The 19,261-nt window shown below is 43.7% G+C and carries 13 protein-coding genes; 7 read left to right on the top strand and 6 right to left on the bottom strand.

The window, feature by feature from the left end:
- Positions 1-492 precede the first annotated feature (492 nt).
- Positions 493-1,752, top strand: a complete 1,260-nt coding sequence (locus Q0852_RS13550) for a MipA/OmpV family protein (RefSeq protein WP_299018768.1) — start codon at positions 493-495, stop codon at positions 1,750-1,752.
- Between the two features lie 120 nt (positions 1,753-1,872).
- On the opposite strand, the gene Q0852_RS13545 is transcribed toward Q0852_RS13550, so the two are convergent.
- The 5 genes from Q0852_RS13545 to Q0852_RS13525 form a co-directional block, all read right to left on the bottom strand.
- Entirely contained in the window at positions 1,873-2,466 is a 594-nt protein-coding gene (locus Q0852_RS13545; RefSeq protein ID WP_299018755.1) for an FMN-dependent NADH-azoreductase, read from the bottom strand.
- 575 nt (positions 2,467-3,041) lie between these two features.
- Positions 3,042-4,472: a 16S rRNA (cytosine(1407)-C(5))-methyltransferase RsmF gene (gene rsmF, locus Q0852_RS13540; RefSeq protein ID WP_299018754.1), complete on the bottom strand. Its 1,431-nt coding sequence runs from the start codon at positions 4,470-4,472 to the stop codon at positions 3,042-3,044.
- A gap of 143 nt (positions 4,473-4,615) precedes the next feature.
- Positions 4,616-7,243 carry an MlaD family protein gene (locus Q0852_RS13535; protein ID WP_299018753.1) on the bottom strand — a complete coding sequence of 876 codons (2,628 nt, stop codon included), beginning with the start codon at positions 7,241-7,243 and terminating at the stop codon, positions 4,616-4,618.
- Positions 7,224-8,420 carry a paraquat-inducible protein A gene (locus Q0852_RS13530; protein WP_299018752.1) on the bottom strand — a complete coding sequence of 399 codons (1,197 nt, stop codon included), beginning with the start codon at positions 8,418-8,420 and terminating at the stop codon, positions 7,224-7,226. The genes Q0852_RS13535 and Q0852_RS13530 overlap by 20 nt, the downstream gene beginning before the upstream one ends.
- 72 nt (positions 8,421-8,492) lie before the next feature.
- The gene (locus Q0852_RS13525) at positions 8,493-10,343 is read right to left on the bottom strand and encodes an ABC transporter ATP-binding protein (RefSeq protein ID WP_299018751.1); all 1,851 of its coding nucleotides are present in this window, start codon (positions 10,341-10,343) and stop codon (positions 8,493-8,495) included.
- Position 10,344: 1 nt separating this feature from the next.
- Here Q0852_RS13525 and Q0852_RS13520 point away from each other — a divergent pair, with 1 nt between their 5' ends.
- The 4 genes from Q0852_RS13520 (at position 10,345) to Q0852_RS13505 (ending at position 14,526) form a co-directional block, all read left to right on the top strand.
- On the top strand, positions 10,345-10,866 hold the full coding sequence (locus tag Q0852_RS13520) for a GAF domain-containing protein (protein ID WP_299018750.1): 522 nt from the start codon (positions 10,345-10,347) through the stop codon (positions 10,864-10,866).
- A 109-nt stretch (positions 10,867-10,975) separates the two neighbouring features.
- The gene (proQ, locus tag Q0852_RS13515) at positions 10,976-11,614 is read left to right on the top strand and encodes an RNA chaperone ProQ (protein WP_299018748.1); all 639 of its coding nucleotides are present in this window, start codon (positions 10,976-10,978) and stop codon (positions 11,612-11,614) included.
- Positions 11,615-11,631: 17 nt separating this feature from the next.
- Positions 11,632-13,632 carry a carboxy terminal-processing peptidase gene (gene prc, locus Q0852_RS13510; RefSeq protein ID WP_299018746.1) on the top strand — a complete coding sequence of 667 codons (2,001 nt, stop codon included), beginning with the start codon at positions 11,632-11,634 and terminating at the stop codon, positions 13,630-13,632.
- Between the two features lie 231 nt (positions 13,633-13,863).
- Positions 13,864-14,526 (top strand): lipocalin family protein, encoded by a 663-nt coding sequence (locus Q0852_RS13505; protein ID WP_299018745.1) that lies wholly within the window; start codon positions 13,864-13,866, stop codon positions 14,524-14,526.
- 96 nt (positions 14,527-14,622) lie between these two features.
- On the opposite strand, the gene pncB is transcribed toward Q0852_RS13505, so the two are convergent.
- The gene (pncB, locus tag Q0852_RS13500) at positions 14,623-15,819 is read right to left on the bottom strand and encodes a nicotinate phosphoribosyltransferase (protein ID WP_299018743.1); all 1,197 of its coding nucleotides are present in this window, start codon (positions 15,817-15,819) and stop codon (positions 14,623-14,625) included.
- Positions 15,820-16,313: 494 nt separating this feature from the next.
- Here pncB and pepN point away from each other — a divergent pair, with 494 nt between their 5' ends.
- Together pepN and Q0852_RS13490 are read left to right on the top strand one after the other, a co-directional pair.
- Positions 16,314-18,938, top strand: a complete 2,625-nt coding sequence (gene pepN, locus Q0852_RS13495) for an aminopeptidase N (RefSeq protein WP_299018741.1) — start codon at positions 16,314-16,316, stop codon at positions 18,936-18,938.
- Positions 18,939-19,035: 97 nt separating this feature from the next.
- Entirely contained in the window at positions 19,036-19,257 is a 222-nt protein-coding gene (locus Q0852_RS13490) for a DUF2835 domain-containing protein (RefSeq protein ID WP_299018739.1), read from the top strand.
- Positions 19,258-19,261 lie beyond the last annotated feature (4 nt).

The raw sequence follows: 19,261 nt of genomic DNA, 5'->3' as shown, positions 1-19,261 counted from the left end.
GTGAAACTTTCAGTCAGCTATCGACTATTAATGCTAATCGATACTTGACTAATTATCCTTGATTAATCTCTTCGCTATTATTTGATTCCTTTTAAATGGTGCTTTTCCTAGTGAGCAAGCTTGTTTGATAGGTTACTCAATAAGTTCTTGCTATGTGTTAAATAAATATTATATATATCACGAATATGGGAGTGCGCCGCAGATATTTGCAGCGACAATCAACTTTTGTATAACAATTTAGAGATTCCTCGCACTTTTATTTATTATTAGGTTTTGTGTTTGTTCTATTGTTAAAACCTTGATGAATATTGTGATTTGTATCGAAAAATATGCTCTAAAATTAATTTTGCACTAGAGTATTCATAATGAACGAACGATAGGGACAGATATTTGAGTAATTTTTGGAAGTATTTGGCTATCATTCTGCCCGTAACTGCGCACTCTGGTGACAACGTCACATGGGGGCAGAATGTAGAGCGACCTGATGGATTTATCTCTGTTGAAGATTTGAGAATAAAGCGGGACGGAGAGCAGCCTTGGGGACTGGCAGCCGTTGTACGAACGGCATCCATACCGTATGCGACGCAATCTGTTGTAGAAGATACCAGTGTATCAACGTTTGTTCCGATGATGTTTTATCAGGGTGAACGGTTGTTTCTCCATGGCACAGAAGGTGGATTGAATCTGTACCGTTATGAAGACTGGGAATTCAATGCTCTGGTTAGAATGCATTTTATTGATATACCGTCATCATTCCAGAACCAAATTGGTGGTGATACTGGTGATGTCGGTTTTCAGCTCAAATATCAATTGGATGACTATTTATATAGTCAGTTTGAAATATTGTCGGATCCCGATGGCCGATTTAGCTCGATGGCAACGTTGGGAGCAATATATCACACGGGTAACTGGCGATTTAGGCCACAAGCATCATTAAACTGGAAGGAAAGTGCTTACAACAGTTATTACTATGGCCTTAATCTTGAGTCGATAAATGCCGGTGTAGATATTAAGGTGGGGGCTTCAGCTAGTTATCATGTTGCGTCAAATCTATATTTATTGGCGGGAGCGAGAGTCACAAGGTTGGATAAAAACGTACAGGATTCGGTTATTGTTGATGATGACTGGCAAGGGGAAATATATGCCGGATTAGGTTTCTTTAATGATAGTAAGAAACCAAGAAAAAACACCTTGAGTAACAATCCTTATCTGCGTTTTGCTCATGGTTGGGCTACGCCATCTAATATTGGTGAGATTTTTTCTGGAAACACGGAGAAGGATGAATTCGATAATCAGCTAACATCGCTGTTTTATGGTCATCCGTTAACTGATGAGTTATTTGGCTTGCCATTGGATATTTATTTAACGCCAGGTTTTGTGTGGCATTGGAGCTCAGACGTCCAAGCTTCAACCCAGGAGTATGTGATGGCGGTGAAAGCTTATTATACCGTTGAATGGCCTGTTAAGTGGCGTTTTGGTGTAGCGGAAGGTTTATCTTATATCAGTAATATATCTTATATTGAGCAAAGTGAAATGGACAGGAAAGGGTATGAGTCAAGTAATCTGCTTAATTTTTTGGACTTCTCTTTTGATGTAAATCTTGGTGATTTATTTAACCATAAGCCCATGGATAATGTTTGGTTTGGCTATAGCTTGCACCATCGTTCTGCTATTTTTGAAAGTGCATCTCAGTTTGGCCGAATCAAAGGTGGTAGCAATTACAACACGGTTTATCTGCAGTTTGACATATAGCGGTGTTGGAAAGTAGTGGAGAAATCTTAACGACTATAAAGAAAAAGCCTTACCTTGAATATATTGTAGGTAAGGCTGTGAATGCAATAAGCGGCAGGAATTCCAGTTGTGTTAATTGTGTTAGGCTGTTAGTTTTTCAAGTTCTGATTTAGCGTCTGTGATACCTTTTGCTGCAAATTCTTCTCCCATGTTCAGGGCTTCACTGTAGATAAATTCGACATCAGTTAGTCCGACAAACCCTAAGATAGTTTTCAGGTAAGGCACCATAACATCGGTTGCACCATCTTTATGCATTCCGCCACGGGTTGTCACAATAATTACCTTTTTGTCAGTAAGTAAACCAACTGGACCGTTTTCGGTATAAGAGAAAGTAACACCAGTACGGGCAATCAAATCAAACCAGTTTTTAAGCTGAGTCGGAATAGAGAAGTTATACATTGGCGCTGCAATCACCAGAGTATCGCTGGTTTTGATTTCTTCAATTAGCTTATCAGAAAGAGCTAATGTTTCTTGCTGACGTGGAGTCAGGTTATCACCGCCACGAAGGCCACCAGCTATTTCTCCGTCAAGAACGGGTAAAGGATCTGTGGCCAGGTTTCGTTCAACGACAGAATTGACTTTGTCTTGCCATGACGCGATTAAGTGATCAATAAGGCCGTTTGATTGTGAATAATCGCCCAGGATGCTTGATTTCAATACAAGTACATTAGACATAGTAATTTCCTTTGCTCTGTGATTTGGCTTGTAAATAACTATATTTGACACCCGTTCGGGAAGATAGCGGAAAAAATTGCGCAAGTCATTCGAAAGAATTGAACATATACTATTCTTAGTTAATTTATTGATTATAATGATTAATGGTATTTATCGCTTAGTATAATTAAGCCGTTTTTGGGGCTAAGCGTTCAGAATTATAAGGAACAGTTTGAAAATATTGGTCAACTAAAAGCTAAGGCTTGATGGTTGGAGTGTGGTTTGGAGCAGAGGTTTTTGTTTTGATTTTTGACAGTTGAATGCAAATGAATGGGTGAAGTCAAAAAATAGCCCGAAACGACTCCTGTCTCGGGCTTAGGGGAATGGCTCGTGAGAGCCTTGCGCTAACTGGTTAGTAAATGGAGATCAATTACACTATCAATGGTAGTTCAAGCAGTACAATTTGCCAGTTTTAGCACTGAGAATATCATTCAACTCTGATACGGCTTCCATTATTACACCGGCTTTATATTTTCTTCTGAAAGCAGTAAAGCTGTGAATAAATAAGTCTGCGTAGCACAAAGCTTCTACATTAATTAGATATCAAATAGGTTTGTATCACGAACCAGTTCACGAGGTAATCCATTTTTAATGCGGTTGCCAACCCATTTTCCGATCCCGATAGGGTAGTCGCGATAGGTCAGAATGATTTCCCCTTTACCAGAAAGATTGTCCGGGCGAATATCGCGGCCCATAAACCATTCTTTGGCTTGTTCAGATGTTAGTGCAACAGCAACTTTTTCGTTACCTTTTGCCAGTGACATAATGGCCTCATGCTGCCAGCGGTAACCTTTCTTGTGTTGTTCTGCCAGTTTGATACCCATGCGTTGGAAGCGAATCTCAGTCAACAATGGGCGCAGTTTTGATGGGAACAACCAAACTTCTTTATCACGAATCCAAACTTCACTATCTTCTGGCAGAGTAATGTCCAGATCGGCTTTGATGCTGTTGGCTATAGTTTGCTGTTCTATGTTCTTAGCCGGAGAGAAAGGAAACTTGCCGAGGCGTTTTTTTACCTTCGGCGATTCAACAGAATGAAGCTTGCGAATACGGGCAACGAAGAAGCCTTCACTGTCGAATATTTGAGGATAAACGTGCAGGAAGCCTTCTTCGGTTAATGCTTCTTTAGCTCCATCAAACAGATTATTCAATGACTCGAATTCAACGGCATCACCGAAAGTCTCTTTCAGGAAGCGGCACACATACTGATTTTCGCTGAGGTTCAGTGTGCAAGTTGAGTACACCATTACACCATCAGGCTTCAGAGCCTGAAATGCACTGACAATAAGATCGCGCTGAACTGCAGCAATGTCTTCGACAGATTCTAAGCTCCAGTTCTCCATTGCGTCATCATCTTTGCGAATTGCACCTTCGCCAGAGCATGGTGCATCAAGCAGGATTGAATCAAAAGATTCCGGTGCCCAACCACCAAAAACACATCCGTCAAAATGGGTCAACGCTGCATTATAAACACCGCAACGCTGTAGGTTTGAGTGGAGTACTTTAATTCGGCTTGCTGCAAGTTCGTTCGCTACCAGAGCCCCACGGTTTCCCATGGCGCAGGCAATTTGTGTCGTTTTTGAACCTGGAGCTGACGCCATATCTAATACGCAGTCGAGGGCATTGTTATCTTTCAACAGTGCCGTAACAGGCATCATTGAACTGGCTTCCTGGATATAGAACAGGCCAGCCATATGCTCGGCTGTGTTACCAAGCGAAACACTGTCTTCATCTTCACGTTCAATCCAGAAGCCGGTCTCACACCACGGAACCGGAGTTAACGTCCAGTCTTTGTCCGCAACGCGGGCAAGAAAGTCTTCTACACTGATTTTCAGTGTGTTGACCCGGATGCTGCGGCGCAGTGGCGTTTTACAACTGGCAATAAACTCATCCATGCTCAGGTGCTGAGGCATGATTTGGCGAATTTGCTCAATGAAGGCTTCAGGAATATGAATGTTCGGATGCAAGGGTCTATCTCGTTAATCTAGCTATTGGGGCGAGAGTCTATAACAAACGGGGGCAAGAATCGACGGCTGGATGCCTTGGGAGGTAAGAAAAAGGAGCGCTGGGCGCTCCTTTGTTTACAACAGGTTGGGCTAAGCGATACTCATTAATGACGTGGTATTGCTGTTCGCCATGTTTTCCACTGTGGCTTAGCTTCTTTATAAAGCAGGAAGTGGGTATCTTGTTCTGCTTTAGGAGAAAGAGGCTGTTCTTCTGGTGTAGCAAAGGCGATACCACCTCGGATAAGGCTATCGACCGTGCCTGTTTGCACTGATGCGCCGGTTAAGCCAATAGTGACGTCAACGCCGGATTTATTCCAGAACACGGTATCGGAACGAACCAGGTGACTGTATTCGTGTTCAACCTGCGCTTCAAGAATAACGCGATCTGCCAGTTCACCCAGTGTCACTTTTATAACTTGGCCGACTTGAATATCTCGATACAGAAGTGGTGTTCCTTCGCTAATTGAGCCTCGGTCTTCACTTTCCAGAATGACGGTCAGGCCAGACTTCACCAGTTCGGCAGTGCCTAGTTTGAATGCTTGGTTGTAATGACCATCACCCGGAGTAACAGCAATGTAGCTGTTAAGCAAAGTGTCGAGGTTTTTCGCTCCGGTCAGGCTTAGTTTCGGTGTCACTACCCAGAAGTAGCTGTTTGATGTTGCGAGTATATCGGCATATTTAGGGAAAAGGCGTGCCTTTACCTCAATATTTCCGGCATTGAAATCAGGAAGCGTCTCAATAACTTTACCCACATTGACCCCCTGATAGCGAATATCTGAGTTTACCGAAATGGCTTTGGCATTATTAGCTGTGAGTGTGATCAACAGGCCAAAATCTTTAGCTTTCTTGAGACTAGGGTAGAGCTTATAACGAGATCCTGTTTTATTCGAAACACCTTTTAATTCATCAAAAGCAATGCCGCCTTTGATCAAAGTGCTAAGCGGGTCGGCTTTAATGTTTACGCCATCAAGTCCAGCTTCCACTTCGACACCTGAACGATTCCAGAATACGGTGTCAGGTTTGATCAGGTGGCGGTATTTATTATCAATAAATATTGAAACGGTGACGCCGTCACTTGTCAGGGCGTAGTCTTTTACTTCACCGACCTGAAGGTTACGGTAAAGGATAGGGCTTCCTTCTGATACTGGCGGAAGCTCTTTGGCAAATAGCGTGAAATGACTTCGGCCCTTTAAGCTTTCAGTTGCGAGCTTGGCAAGCTGTTTGTTTTGATACAGAGGATAGGTTTTCCGGATTTTCGTGCCGCCTTCACTGGTAAAGCTGATAGCTTGACTAATGATTTGGTCAGCGGGAGGTACATTGACATCGATGCCTTTGGCGCTGATGTTCGCCTGGATACCACCATCCAGGTAAAACCGGCTTGCTGAGCGAACCAACGAGGTATATTCAGGATTAACGATCACATTAAAGTGAACTTTGCTGTTTTCTAACGAAACTTTCTTTACTCTGCCGACTTCTATCCCTCTGTGTTTCAATTGGGTACCTCGTTTGATACCGAAACTACTGTCTGCATAAAGAGAAAAGGTGGCAACGCCTGGTTGCTGTTCTTGCAGTTCATCCTGGGTAATCGCTTTGAACTGACGAGTTTTTTCGCCTTCCCCTGGGATTAGAGTCAGGAAGTTACCACGGATTAAATTTCCGATATTTTTAACGCCGCTAAGTGATAATTCGGCCTCTTCTAACAGCATGTGCGAGCCATTTGTCAGCAGGTCGCTCATGCTTGGTTCAATTGCTGCGTGAGCAACAATTTTCTGGCGATTTTCATCAAGGCGAAGATCAGAAATCCGGCCAATTTGCAGACCACGATAGATGATTGGTGCACCGCTTACGCTGATATTGTTACCATCTGGCAGGTCAACCGTGATTGCGATACCACGCCCAGCTGTATTCAGATCTGGATAAAGGCGGAACAGATGATTCGGTTCGATTGGCATGCCTTCGTCCGGTGAATCGAACGCAATCGCACCACCGATCATTGCTGATAGGCTTTCAAACTGAACATCAACACCGTTAAAGCCCAGGTTGGCACTCATTCCGCTGACATTCCAGAAACGACTTTTATTAGTAACCAGTTCGGCATATTGCGGCTGGATGAGAATATCGATTAGTACCCGCTTTTTATCGTTGCTCAGGGTGTAGTTATATACCTCGCCGACAGGAATTTTTTTGTACAGAACCTGTGAGCCGATACTAACGGAACCAAGGTTTGGTGAACGCAGTTGGATCTTCATGCCTTGGCCAATTGGAGTGTCAGATGGTTGGCTATCAAGGGCTTTAAATTCATAAGTTGGTTTTCCTGTCCCTGGTTGAAGGGCGATATAATTACCCGATACCAGCGCATCCAGCCCGGAAATACCAGTTATAGAAGCTTTGGGTTTTACCAGCCAAAAGCGGGTCCCTTCTTTAAGGGTTTGTACTGCTTCCGGATAGATATCGGCTTCTGCATAGATGCTCTGCAGATCATGGGATAAATTGACGACACGAACCATACCGATCTCAAGACCTTGGTAGCGGATAGTCGTCCTGCCGGCAGTGATACCTGCAGCATCACTAAAGTGGATCTTAATCCGCTGTCCTGCTTCGTGGACAGCTTTGAACACCAGCCACCCTGCAAGGGTAAGTGCAAGTAGCGGAAGTATCCATAGAGGGGATAGCCCGCGGTCTCGCTTAACATTGACGGGTTCTGGTTGTTGATTATTTTGTCCGTTGTTCATAGTTGTCCCATATCAGACGAGAATCTAGGCTTTCTGCTGCGAGCATAGTAAGAAGCACGACGACACCAAAGGCAATAGCTCCGGGGCCGGGTGTAAAATCAAGAAGTTGGTCACGATCAATCAGGGTTACCATGATCGAGATAACAAAGAGATCCATCATCGACCATTTACCTATCCACTGGATAACGCGATATAGCCTCATGCGCTGGAGGTGATTGACTTTGCGCTTGAACTGAATTGTCAGGAGAAGGAATGCGAGCCCCAGAATTTTGGCTACCGGTACAACAATACTGGCAACAAAAATGATGATAGCGATGCCCGTCATATCAGTTTTTATCAGAGAGGCTACACCCGAAAAGATGGTATCTTCAACCCGTTTTCCGTTATTCAGGAAGATTGATATCGGATAGAGGTTGGCCGGGAAAATAAATACACTGGCAGCGATGAGATATGACCACGTTTTTTGGATAGAGTGGGGCATACGCTTATAAACCGGTGAAGAGCAACGAATGCACTTGTCCGAATGGGCTTGAGTCAGGTGGCAAGTATGGCAGTGTGCTTTTAGTTCGTTATCTGAGTGCTCAACTTCTGGTTGCCAAGCCTCCCAGTAACGAGCAATGGTGACTTTTGTGATAAGCAGTGGCATCAGGATCTGTAACGCCACGAGCGAATATAATCCAGGGCCGACATAGATATCAGCGTAGTCTTGAACTTTAAAGCATGAAATCGCCAGGCTGACGAGAAATACATCGAACATCGACCAGTATTTGAGGTGTTCGATAATCCAGAGCGATGTTCTGAATATCTGTAAATACCTGAGCTTGAGGCTTATTTGTGCAGTTATGACAGATAAGCTAACCAGTAACGGGGCAATAGTACTGCAAAATAGGATCAGGAAAGCCACAGCTGGAAACTCAGCGGCCAGAGTCAGGGTTCCTGAAGGCAGGGTTGCCGGGATCATTACACCAAACAATCGGATAGTGACCAGCGGGAAAAAATGAGCCGGTATGAAAAGGATCAAACAAGCCAGTGCTATGGCAAATTCACCACTAAAACGGGACGTCCCCCCACGGTAGAGACGAGTATTGCACCGGGGGCAATAGGCACTTTGTCCGTGCTTTGCGAGCTTAGGCATAACCAATAAGTCGCAACCGGGACAGAGTCTTGCCAATGACATGTTTGTTTAATCCTTAATTAGAATAAAAACCAAGCAGTTTCTGAGTGTTAGCTGTTGAAAACGAACACTATATTATTTTACATTCAGTCTGGCTACTGATAGTTGTTCGGTATCTGGTGCCGGCATTTCTGCTGACTGAACTGTTCCATATAGGGTTTGGTATAACCCCTCTTTATTGATAAGCTCCGAATGGGTACCTGTTTGGCTTACCTGCCCATCTTCGAGCACATAGATTAAATCGGCTTGCTTAACCGCAGATAAACGGTGGGCAACAATTAAGGTTGTTCTGTTAACTAAAAACTTATTTAGGGCTGTATGAAGCGCAGCTTCAGTTGCTGTATCCAGCGCCGATGTTGCCTCATCCAAGATGACAAATTCCGGATTTGCCAAAATCATTCGGGCTATTGCAAGGCGCTGCCGCTGCCCGCCAGAGAGGCGGATACCTTGTCGACCAATTTCTGTATCTAACCCTTCAGTTAAGCGCTGCGTAACATCGGTCATTTGGGCAATTTCCAGTGCCAGCCATAATTGTTCATCACTAAATTCAGCACCTAAGCATAGGTTATGGCGCAGTGTATCATTAAAGAGCACGGGGTGTTGTAAGACGACGGCCATTTTGTTACGTAGCGCCTCATAACCGACATCTTCGATTGGATGATCGTTAATAAGGATATCGCCTTTCGCTTTTTGATAAATCCCCAGAAGGAGTTGAATCAATGTAGACTTCCCGCCGCCGGATGAGCCAACCAGAGCAATGCGTTTACCTGAAGGAATCGACAGGTTCAGGCCTCTGAGTACTTCTTTGTCTTCATCGTAGGCAAAATGCAAGTTCTTAACTTCGACATGAATGGTTTCACCTTCGTTAAAGGGATTAACTTTGGGGGATGGGCGACTTTCTTCTTCCAGCGAAATCAATCCGTTTAGGCGTTGCATTGCCGCTGATGCGCTATACCAGGCAAATTGAATTCCCAATAGTTCCTGGACCGGGCCAAGCATGAACCATAAGTACCCGAAGACTGCAAACATCTGGCCAACGGTCAAGTCGGTAAACAGAACCATCAACATAGCCATGGCCCGGAATAGTTCGAAACCAAGTAAGAAAAGCAGGAAGGAAATACGGCCAGCTGCTTCGGATTGCCAAGCGTATTTGTCGGCATCGTATCGAATGTCATTGGCATTCAATTTGAGTTGGGTCAGAAACTCGCGCTCGCGGTTAGAGGCACGGAGTTGGTATATACCGTCGAGGGTTTCTACCAGTCTTTGCTGAAACTTTTCAAACGCTTGGTTTTCTTTTTTCTTCAGCGTTTTGACACGGTTTCCCATCAACCGTGATGCGTACACGACAAGTGGATTAACAAGGAGGATCAGCAGACCCAGTTGCCAGTTAAGCCATAACAGGATTATTGCCGTACCAATAATTGTTAGTAAACCGATGAGGAAACGGCTCAGGGTATCTCCGATAAATTTATCAATGGTTTCTACATCAGTGATCAGATGTGAAGTGATCCCGCCACTACCGCGCTCTTCATACTGACGCATGCTAATACGGCCTAGTTTATCGATTAAATGTCTGCGGATGTTGTAGGTGATGTCTTTAGCAACCAGAGTAAACTGCCGGCTTTGCAAAATGTTGAGAGCCTGGCTACCCGTACGCATCAGAACGACAAAGAGAAGGACGAGTAGAATGTATGCTGTCGGTTGATGAAAAGATTCTGGTAAGAAAAAATTGAGAAATTGGATACCTGTCGCGGGCTGGCCCAGTAAAATCTCATCGACCATCAACGGCATCAGCAAAGGAATTGGCACGCTAATAAGCGTGGCAATGACGGCAATGAAATTCGCAGTGAAAAGCCTTGGACGATGATGTTTTGCTTGATTTACCAGCCAAGACCAGTTAATCAGTTGATTTAAATTGCCTTTCACGATGATAATAATTCCTATTGACAGCCTGGGCTGCCATTGTAACGGCAAGAAAAGGAGTAAGCCATGGAAAGTAAAGCTGCTTTGTTATGACAGATTGACGAAGCAGGCTATTGCGTTAGTTGATGGCGAGACTGACCTTATCGCTAATATCTCTAATATTAGTGCGTTACTCTATATGGAGTTAGAAGATATTAACTGGACAGGATTCTATTTTTTGAAAGAAGACCCGTTGGTATTAGGGCCGTTTCAGGATAAACCTGCCTGTGTACGTATTCCTGTTGGGCGCGGTGTATGTGGTAAGGCCATTGCGCAAAATAATGTGCTGCGGGTTGAATATGTCCATCAGTTTGAAGGTCACATTGCATGTGATGCTGCCAGTAATTCCGAAATCGTTATCCCGTTTTTTGTGAAAGGAAAATTGTATGGTGTGCTGGATATAGATAGTCCAAATTTATCAAGATTTGACCAAGTTGATGAGGATGGACTAATTTCTTTCATTGAAGAACTACAAAAAAAGCTCTAATTGCATGCTTTCGGTGGTTTTTCGATGTTAGGTAACTATAATAGCGAGACTATTTCTTTTTGATTAAAGTACTAACGGCGAGTTCAACTCGCATTTGTCAGGAAAGTCCATGGAAAACTCTGAAAAGCTAACGAACAGTAAAGAAGTGATTGCATATATTGCTGAGCGTTTCCCTAAATGTTTTACTGTTGAAGGTGAAGCAAAGCCTCTTAAAATTGGTATCTTCCAGGAGCTCGCTGAGCGTCTGAACGAAGATCCTAAAGTAAGTAAAACTCAGTTGCGTACAGCTCTGCGTCAATATACTTCTTCCTGGCGTTATCTTCACGGTGTAAAAGCTGGTGCAAGTCGTGTTGACCTAGATGGTAACGAATGTGGCGTGTTGGAAGAAGAACATGTAGAACACGCGAAGAAAGCACTTGAAGAAAGCAAGGCTAAAGTACGTGCTCGTCGTAAAGAGCAAGCTGAAGCGAAAGCTGCTAAAAATGGTGAGGGCAAGGCGAAAAAAGTTCGTGCTAATACCGCTAAACCAAAGAACACTAAGCCGAAAACGACTAAGCTAAATAAAAAGCCTGCTGAAACCACCCGTGCACTAACTGCTGATGAAGTGAAAGTTGGCAAAGACGTTAGTGTAAATATGGGTAACGGAAACATGCCGGCAACTATCGTTGAAATTAATAAGGACGATGTTCGCGTTCGTTTGACTAATGGTCTGACCATGGTTGTTAAAGCGGAGCACCTTCGTTCGTAAAGGAGAATGCTCGACGTATGAAATGTCGATTCCGTTTCTCACTGATTGCTGCTGGCATGATGCTAGCAGCTTCAGCTCAGGCCCTAGAGGCCAAATATACGTTAAGTGATTTGCCGCAGCTTGCGCCAGAAAAGCAGCATGCGACAGCAAGTAAGAGGATTGCATCGCGATTTACCCGGTCGCACTACAAGCAGTTCTCTCTTAACGATGAATTCTCAGCCAATGTTTTCGATCGTTACCTCGAAATGTTGGACTTCAATAAAAGCTTCCTAACTGCTTCTGATATTAAGCAATTTGAAAAATGGGAAACACAACTGGATGATCAGCTCAAGCGAGGTGAATCAACAGCTGCGTTTGACATGTTTAACAAACTGCTTGAGCGTCGTTATGATCGCTACCAATATGCGCTAACCATCTTAGAAAAAAAGATCACCTTTGAAGTCGATGAAGATTTTACTCTTGATCGCTCTGAGCTTCCTTGGGCTAAAGATCGTAATGAATTGAATGAGTTATGGCGTAAGCGGGTTAAATATGATGCATTGAACCTGAAGCTGGCCGGTAAAGAATGGTCTGAAATCAAAGAGACACTGGGTAAACGTTACAATAATGCGCTGAAACGTCTTACTCAGACTCATAGCGAAGATGTATTCCAGATCTACATGAATGCCTTTGCTCGTGAAGTCGACCCTCATACCAGCTACCTTTCTCCGCGAAATGCAGAACAGTTCCAGTCAGAGATGAATCTGTCTCTGGAAGGTATTGGTGCAGTACTGCAAGTTGTTGATGAATATACTGTTATCCGTTCACTTGTCGCTGGTGGCCCGGCATCAAATTCTAAAAAACTATCTGCAGGCGACCGGATTATCGGTGTAGCACAAGATGGCAAAGATATGGTGGATGTGATTGGCTGGCGTCTGGATGATGTTGTTCAGTTAATCAAAGGGCCGAAAGGCAGTAAGGTTATTCTGGAAATCCTGCCAGAGGGTAAGAACGCTAAAAGTTACGATGTAACAATTGTTCGAGACAGAATTCGCCTGGAAGATCGTGCAGTTAAATCATCAATAAACTTTTCACAAGGCAGAAAGGTTGGGGTAATTGAAATCCCGAGCTTTTATGTTGGCTTGTCTGAAGACACCAAGAAAGAGATCGCTAAGCTAAACGATGAGCAGGTTGATGGTATTGTTATCGATTTGCGTAACAATGGTGGTGGTGCTCTGACTGAAGCTACCGCATTAACCGGTTTGTTTATTAATAGCGGTCCGGTTGTTCAGGTGCGTGATAGCTATGGCCGAGTTAAAGTAAATGGTGATTCTGATGATCGTGTTTACTTTGATAGTCCGCTTACCGTTTTGGTTAACCGCTATAGTGCATCGGCATCTGAGATTTTTGCAGCTGCAATGCAGGATTATGGTCGGGCTGTCGTAATTGGTGAACAGTCATTTGGTAAAGGAACTGTGCAGCAGCACCGTTCACTGAACCATATTTATGACTTGTTCGATAAGCCTCTTGGCCATGTTCAATATACGATTCAGAAATTCTACCGTATTAATGGCGGTAGTACTCAGAATCTGGGTGTTGTTCCGGACTTAGCGTTTCCGACGGCTGTTGATCCGGCTGAAACCGGTGAAAGTGTTGAAGATAACGCGTTGCCATGGGACAGCATCAAGCCAGCTAAATACCAGAAAATTTATAATTTCTCTGCGATGCTACCAGCGTTGAAATCAAAACATGAAGCGCGTATTCGCAAAGACTTGGAATTTAGCTTTATTCAGGAAGATATTGAACAGTATCAAGCTGAAAAAGATCTGAATAAGATTTCTCTGAACGAGAAGAAGCGTATTGCTGAACAAGAAGAGGATGAGGAACAACGTCTGGCTCGTCTGAATAAACGCCAGAAAGCATCGGGTAAGAAGTCATTTGTTACTTTGGATGATATTCCGAAGGACTATGAAGCCCCTGATGCTTATCTGGATGAAGCGATCGCGATTACAGCAGATTTGGTTAAGGCACAAAGCTAGATTCAAATCTAAAAGCGATATAAAACAAACGGCACCTTAAGGGTGCCGTTTTTTATTTATATTAATTTTTCAAATTCAATCACTTAGGTTGCAAATTATAAGGTAACTCAGTGTCTCACTTTTGAGACTGTTAACCTAAATAGTGTGATAGTTACTATATTTTGAGGCGGAGGGCTACTTTGCAGGCTAGTGTTTTAATGTAGTCCTTAAGTTCGCTATTGGGGTAGTGCTATGGTTAAATCGCTTTTTGCTGCGTTATTGTTGTTCTTAGGATCATTGAGTACCCAAGCGTATGCCGATGATTTAACAGAGTTTGACTACCCATTGTTGCTAGGTGACTGGTATTGGTTTAGTAATTCGGATGAAGGTGTAAATAGCGAAGGCAGCAGCTATCGGGCGATGAATGTTAAATTCAAGTCCTCTTACCGTTTCGTAATTCGGCTACTTCAGGTTGATGGTACAGTTGAAGAGTGGGGTGGGAAATATAATATTGATGAAACTACGGTTACTTTTTTTACAAAAGGACAGCCGGAGCAACAGCATAGTTATATGCTGAGCTATAATCAATTTTTGCTTGATGGTGCAAGGTTTACGAAATTAGCACCAGAAAATCTACCCGGCAATTGGCGTTCATCACGTATATCTGGCCAAGATGTCGGTGATAGTGTCTCTGAATTATCTATTTCGCTACGTCCTGATTTCCTTTTTTCGGCCAAGGTTTTTGGATCTAATGGTAAGAATAAAGAGCACAAAGGGATCTATTTCATTGAAGATGACCGAATTGTTTTAATCTATGAAGATGGCCAGCATGATAGTCAGTTTTTGCTTGGCTCAGATACATTGACATTAACGAATAAACAATTCGGTATGGAAGCAATTATGCGAAGAGAGTAATACAAAGCTCGTCACTTTGGATAAAAGAAAGGCTTGCAATAATGCAAGCCTTTTTTATGAGTCGCTGTCGTTCAACAATTAGACGATTTAAATTCTTTAGCTGTTAACAATTTTAAATGCCTGACGAAGCTGAGATAGGTATTCTTCATCATGACAGATGCTTTTACCTGGCTCGTCTGAGATTTTTGCTACAGGACGACCTTCGCATTCAGTAAGCTTGATAACAATATTCAAGGTTTTTACATCAGGTAAGTCACAAGTAAGCTGGGTGCCAATACCAAAGCTGGTATTAATACGATGCGCAAAGTGTTTATAAATAGCCAGTGCTTTGTTAAGTGTCAGGCTATCTGAAAAGACGATTGTTTTTGACTTGGGATCGACACCAAGCGATTCATAGTGTTTGATGGCTTTTTCACCCCAGGCAATTGGATCACCGCTGTCATGACGAAGGCCGGTAAATCGTTGGGAGAGGCGAAGGTCAAAATCACGTATGAAGGCATCCATGTTGATGCAGTCAGTCAAGGCAATACCTAGTGAGTCAGGGTATTCTTGCAGCCAGCGGTTTAGTGCAAGCTGTTGTGAATCCGCCAGCTCACCAGCCAGTTGCTGATGCGCCTGGAACCATTCATGCGCCTGGGTACCAACAGGGGTTAGGCCGCGTGTGCGGGCTAAGTGGTAGTTGGACGTCCCTTTAAAGTGGGGCATATTGTCTTTGAGGAAGTCGACAACTTTATGCTGAACCTCTTTTGAAAAACGACGGCGGCTACCAAAATCAACCAGAGCAAACTGGCTCATGTCAGTGCTTTCTGCGTTTTTATAGAAATCTTTAAGCTTCTGTTTTAGTTGCTCGATTGCATCGTCAGCAGATGCGTTCGGGTAGCGGATAGACGAGCGAACTTCGCTAATAATCGCCAGTAGAGGGACTTCCCAGAGGATAATATCAATCCATTTACCAGTGATTTTAATGGCCAACTGATTGCCTGAAGCATCAATATCCACATGGCTACTATTTAATTTGAAGCTCTCTAGATACTCCAAGTAATTTGGTTTGAAAAATGGGAGTGTTGCCAAATACTCCAGCTCTTCTTCCGTGAAAGAGAGTTCGGCTAGCTTGTTAACTTGAGCCTGGATTTCGTTACAGTACGGACGGAGGTCTTCATCGCTACGGCAGTGGAATTCCGCAACGGCCTCAACATTCGGGTATTGATGGAAAATCGCTTGCTGCATATGCAGTTTATATGCATCAGTGTCAAGCAGGGAGTCTATAACCCCAGTGTGTCCTGTATCAGTCATAGCTAATTGAGTTGTATATCGCAATCCGAGAATTTTACATTATTTTTTGCCAAATTGGGCTGAAACCTTCAGAAACAGGCAAAAAATAGGGCAGTACCATACGCTGAAACCTTGAAAACAACAAGTCTCCTCTCCATATTTTTTTATACGGATTTATCTTGAGCAGATCATCGTATTAACCCGATAGGTAATATTGTGAATCTCGAGTAAGTGAGTTTTAAAGACTACTTTAATCGGTATTGTAAAAATTTAAAACCACAAAAAATGTAAGGTATACGACATAAAATAGGCTTAACTAGTTGATTATTGTAAAGTGAAGCATCATATAGCATTTAAGTGTTTGGATCTTCATCAAATGGTGCCATTTTATATTGACCATATCGTATATCTTGGGCGCTACTCTTGTTTGAGGGCTTCAAAGGCAGAATAATGACAAGTGTCAGCCGCTTGTATGTGGCATACATGCCGTAATGCGGATAACTAAGGAAAACAATATGGCCGAACAACCGACAGCTACACAGCCAACAGCAAAATACCGTGCTGATTATAAGGCTCCAGATTATACCATTACCGATATTGCCCTTGAATTTGATCTCCATGATACGGCAACACAGGTTGTTGCTGTAAGCCAGGTAAAGCGTAAGTCTGAGCAGCCAGTACCATTAGTTTTGGATGGTGATGGTCTGAAATTACTTCGCGTCGAAGTGAATGGTGAAGCCTGGACGGATTATGTTGAAACCGAAGATGGTCTGACAATTAGCGGCATTCCGGCCGAGTTTGAACTGACTATCGAAACAGAGGTTAATCCTGAAGAAAATACACTACTAGAAGGCCTGTATAAATCTGGTGGTGGCTTCTGTACTCAGTGTGAGGCCGAGGGCTTCCGCCGTATTACTTACTATCTTGACCGTCCGGATGTACTGGCGCGCTTTACAACGAAAGTGATTGCCGATAAAGCCGAATTCCCTTTTTTGCTCAGCAACGGTAACCGTATTGATTCTGGTGAGTTGGAAAATGGTCGTCACTGGGTACAGTGGCAAGACCCGTTCCCGAAACCAAGCTACTTGTTTGCACTGGTAGCCGGTGATTTCGATGTCCTTCGCGACAGCTACAAAACCATGAGTGGCCGTGATGTTGAATTGGAAATCTTCGTCGATAAAGGCAACCTGGATCGTGCTGATTACGCAATGGTTTCATTGAAGAACTCAATGAAGTGGGATGAAGAGCGTTTTGGCCTTGAATATGATCTCGATATTTACATGATCGTTGCTGTTGATTTCTTCAACATGGGTGCGATGGAAAACAAAGGATTAAACGTCTTTAACTCCAAGTTCGTACTGGCTAATGCAAAAACGGCAACAGATACGGACTACCAGGGTATTGAAGCGGTGATCGGTCATGAATATTTCCACAACTGGACTGGTAACCGTGTTACTTGTCGTGACTGGTTCCAGCTGAGCCTGAAAGAAGGTCTGACCGTATTCCGTGATCAGGAGTTCTCATCCGACTTGGGTTCACGTCCGGTTAACCGTATCAATAATGTTCGTATTATGCGTGGCCCTCAGTTTGCAGAAGACCGCGGCCCAATGTCTCATCCTATTCGCCCGGAAAAAGTGATTGAGATGAATAACTTCTATACGTTAACCGTGTATGAGAAGGGCTGTGAAGTTATTCGTATGATGCACACGCTGCTTGGCGAACAAAACTTCCAGGCTGGCATGAAGCTGTATTTTGAACGTCATGATGGCACTGCGGCAACGTGTGATGATTTCGTTCAGGCAATGGAAGATGCATCTGGTGTGGATCTGGCTCGTTTCCGTCGTTGGTATAGTCAGGCTGGTACACCTGTCGTGAATGTAGCAACGGATTATGATGCAGAGCAAAAGCGTTACCGCGTCACAGTAAAGCAGCATACAGCTCCAACTGCAGGCCAGGAAGACAAGCTTCCGCTGCACATTCCATTTGATATTGAGCTATATGATTCACGCGGTGATGTTGTTCCGTTACAGCGTAATGGTGAAAAAGTACATAACGTACTGGATGTTACTGAAGCCGAGCAGGTGTTTGAGTTTGACAACGTAGCAGATAAACCAGTGATCTCTATGCTGCGTGAATTCTCGGCACCAGTCGTGCTTGAATACAACTATACCGACGAAGAATTGGCGTTCTTGATGGTTCATGCCCGCAATGAATTTGCCCGCTGGGATGCCGGTCAAATCCTGCTTGCTAAATACATTCGCGAAAATGTTAAGCGCGTTCAGCAGGGTGAGGCATTTGCACTGCCAGAATCAGTGGTGGATGTATTCCGTGGTGTTCTGTTGGACGAAAAATTGGATCCGGCCTTTATCGCAGAAATGCTGACGCTGCCTGGTGAAAATGAAATTGCGGGTTGGTATAAAACTGTTGATGTGGATGCTATCCACGAAGTGGTTGGCCAGCTGGAAAAAGTATTTGCAACTGAGATGGAAGATGAGTTCTCTGCTATCTATCATTCTCTGGCTCAGGCAGAATATTCTATCTCGCATGAAGCTATGGCCAAGCGTGCATTACGTAACCGTTGTCTGTCTTACCTGGCATATACCGCTAACGGTAATAAGCTGGTTGCGGAACTTTATCAGCAGTCTGACAATATGACAGACACGATGGCAGCTATGTCATCTGCTAATGATGCTCAGCTGGAGTGTCGTGAAAGTCAAATGGCGGACTTTAGTGATAAGTGGACGCAAGATGGCCTTGTTATGGACAAATGGTTCATGCTGCAAGGGAAGAACCCGGCTGCGAATGCGTTGGCAAATGTTCGAAATACCATGTCTCACGCTGCGTTTGATCTGAAAAACCCAAACCGTACTCGTAATCTTGTTGCAAGTTTCTGTGCTAATAATCCAGTACGTTTCCATGCTAAAGATGGCTCTGGTTACCAGTTCCTGACTGAGATTCTGACCACATTGAATACAAGCAACCCGCAAGTTGCTTCACGTTTGATCGAACCGTTCTTGAAGTACCGTCAGTATGATGAGCATCGTCAGTCTCTGATGCGTGCGGAGTTGGAGAAGCTCTCTGAGCTTGAAAATCTGGCTAAGGATCTGTTTGAAAAAGTGCAAAAAGCACTTGAGCAGTAATGATATAGGTTGAAAACAACCATAGATGAAGGGTTTCGGGTGGTTATATTGGCCGCTCGAAGCTCATTTTTTTGAAATACCCGAAAGCCTCATCGCGATGACATCCTATACCTTCAGCGTCAATATTTCTTATCATAATTACTTAAATCATTATTCGGGAGCGGCGAGTACCGTATTGGTTTTTACTGATAATGGTCTGCGTTTACAGTTACCGGCTTCTCGTTTTCGTCCGTTTCTCAGCCAACTTGGGGTGAGGGGGCGTTTCAGGATAACAGTGAATAATCAGAATCGCCTCGATAAGCTTGAACGTATCAGCTGATGGT

The organism is uncultured Photobacterium sp., assembly GCF_947502415.1.
In the GTDB taxonomy this organism is placed as follows: domain Bacteria; phylum Pseudomonadota; class Gammaproteobacteria; order Enterobacterales; family Vibrionaceae; genus Photobacterium.
The sequence above is the reverse complement of the archived record's forward strand: the minus strand, read 5'-3'. Positions and strand labels throughout refer to the sequence as shown.

Coding starts and splice junctions, on each gene's coding strand:
- Q0852_RS13545 (WP_299018755.1), bottom strand. CDS start 2,466: ATGTCTAATGTACTTGTATTGAAATCAAGCATCCTGGGCGATTATTCA.
- Q0852_RS13535 (WP_299018753.1), bottom strand. CDS start 7,243: ATGAACAACGGACAAAATAATCAACAACCAGAACCCGTCAATGTTAAG.
- Q0852_RS13530 (WP_299018752.1), bottom strand. CDS start 8,420: ATGTCATTGGCAAGACTCTGTCCCGGTTGCGACTTATTGGTTATGCCT.
- Q0852_RS13520 (WP_299018750.1), top strand. CDS start 10,345: ATGATAATAATTCCTATTGACAGCCTGGGCTGCCATTGTAACGGCAAG.
- proQ (WP_299018748.1), top strand. CDS start 10,976: ATGGAAAACTCTGAAAAGCTAACGAACAGTAAAGAAGTGATTGCATAT.
- prc (WP_299018746.1), top strand. CDS start 11,632: ATGAAATGTCGATTCCGTTTCTCACTGATTGCTGCTGGCATGATGCTA.
- Q0852_RS13505 (WP_299018745.1), top strand. CDS start 13,864: ATGGTTAAATCGCTTTTTGCTGCGTTATTGTTGTTCTTAGGATCATTG.
- pncB (WP_299018743.1), bottom strand. CDS start 15,819: ATGACTGATACAGGACACACTGGGGTTATAGACTCCCTGCTTGACACT.
- pepN (WP_299018741.1), top strand. CDS start 16,314: ATGGCCGAACAACCGACAGCTACACAGCCAACAGCAAAATACCGTGCT.
- Q0852_RS13490 (WP_299018739.1), top strand. CDS start 19,036: ATGACATCCTATACCTTCAGCGTCAATATTTCTTATCATAATTACTTA.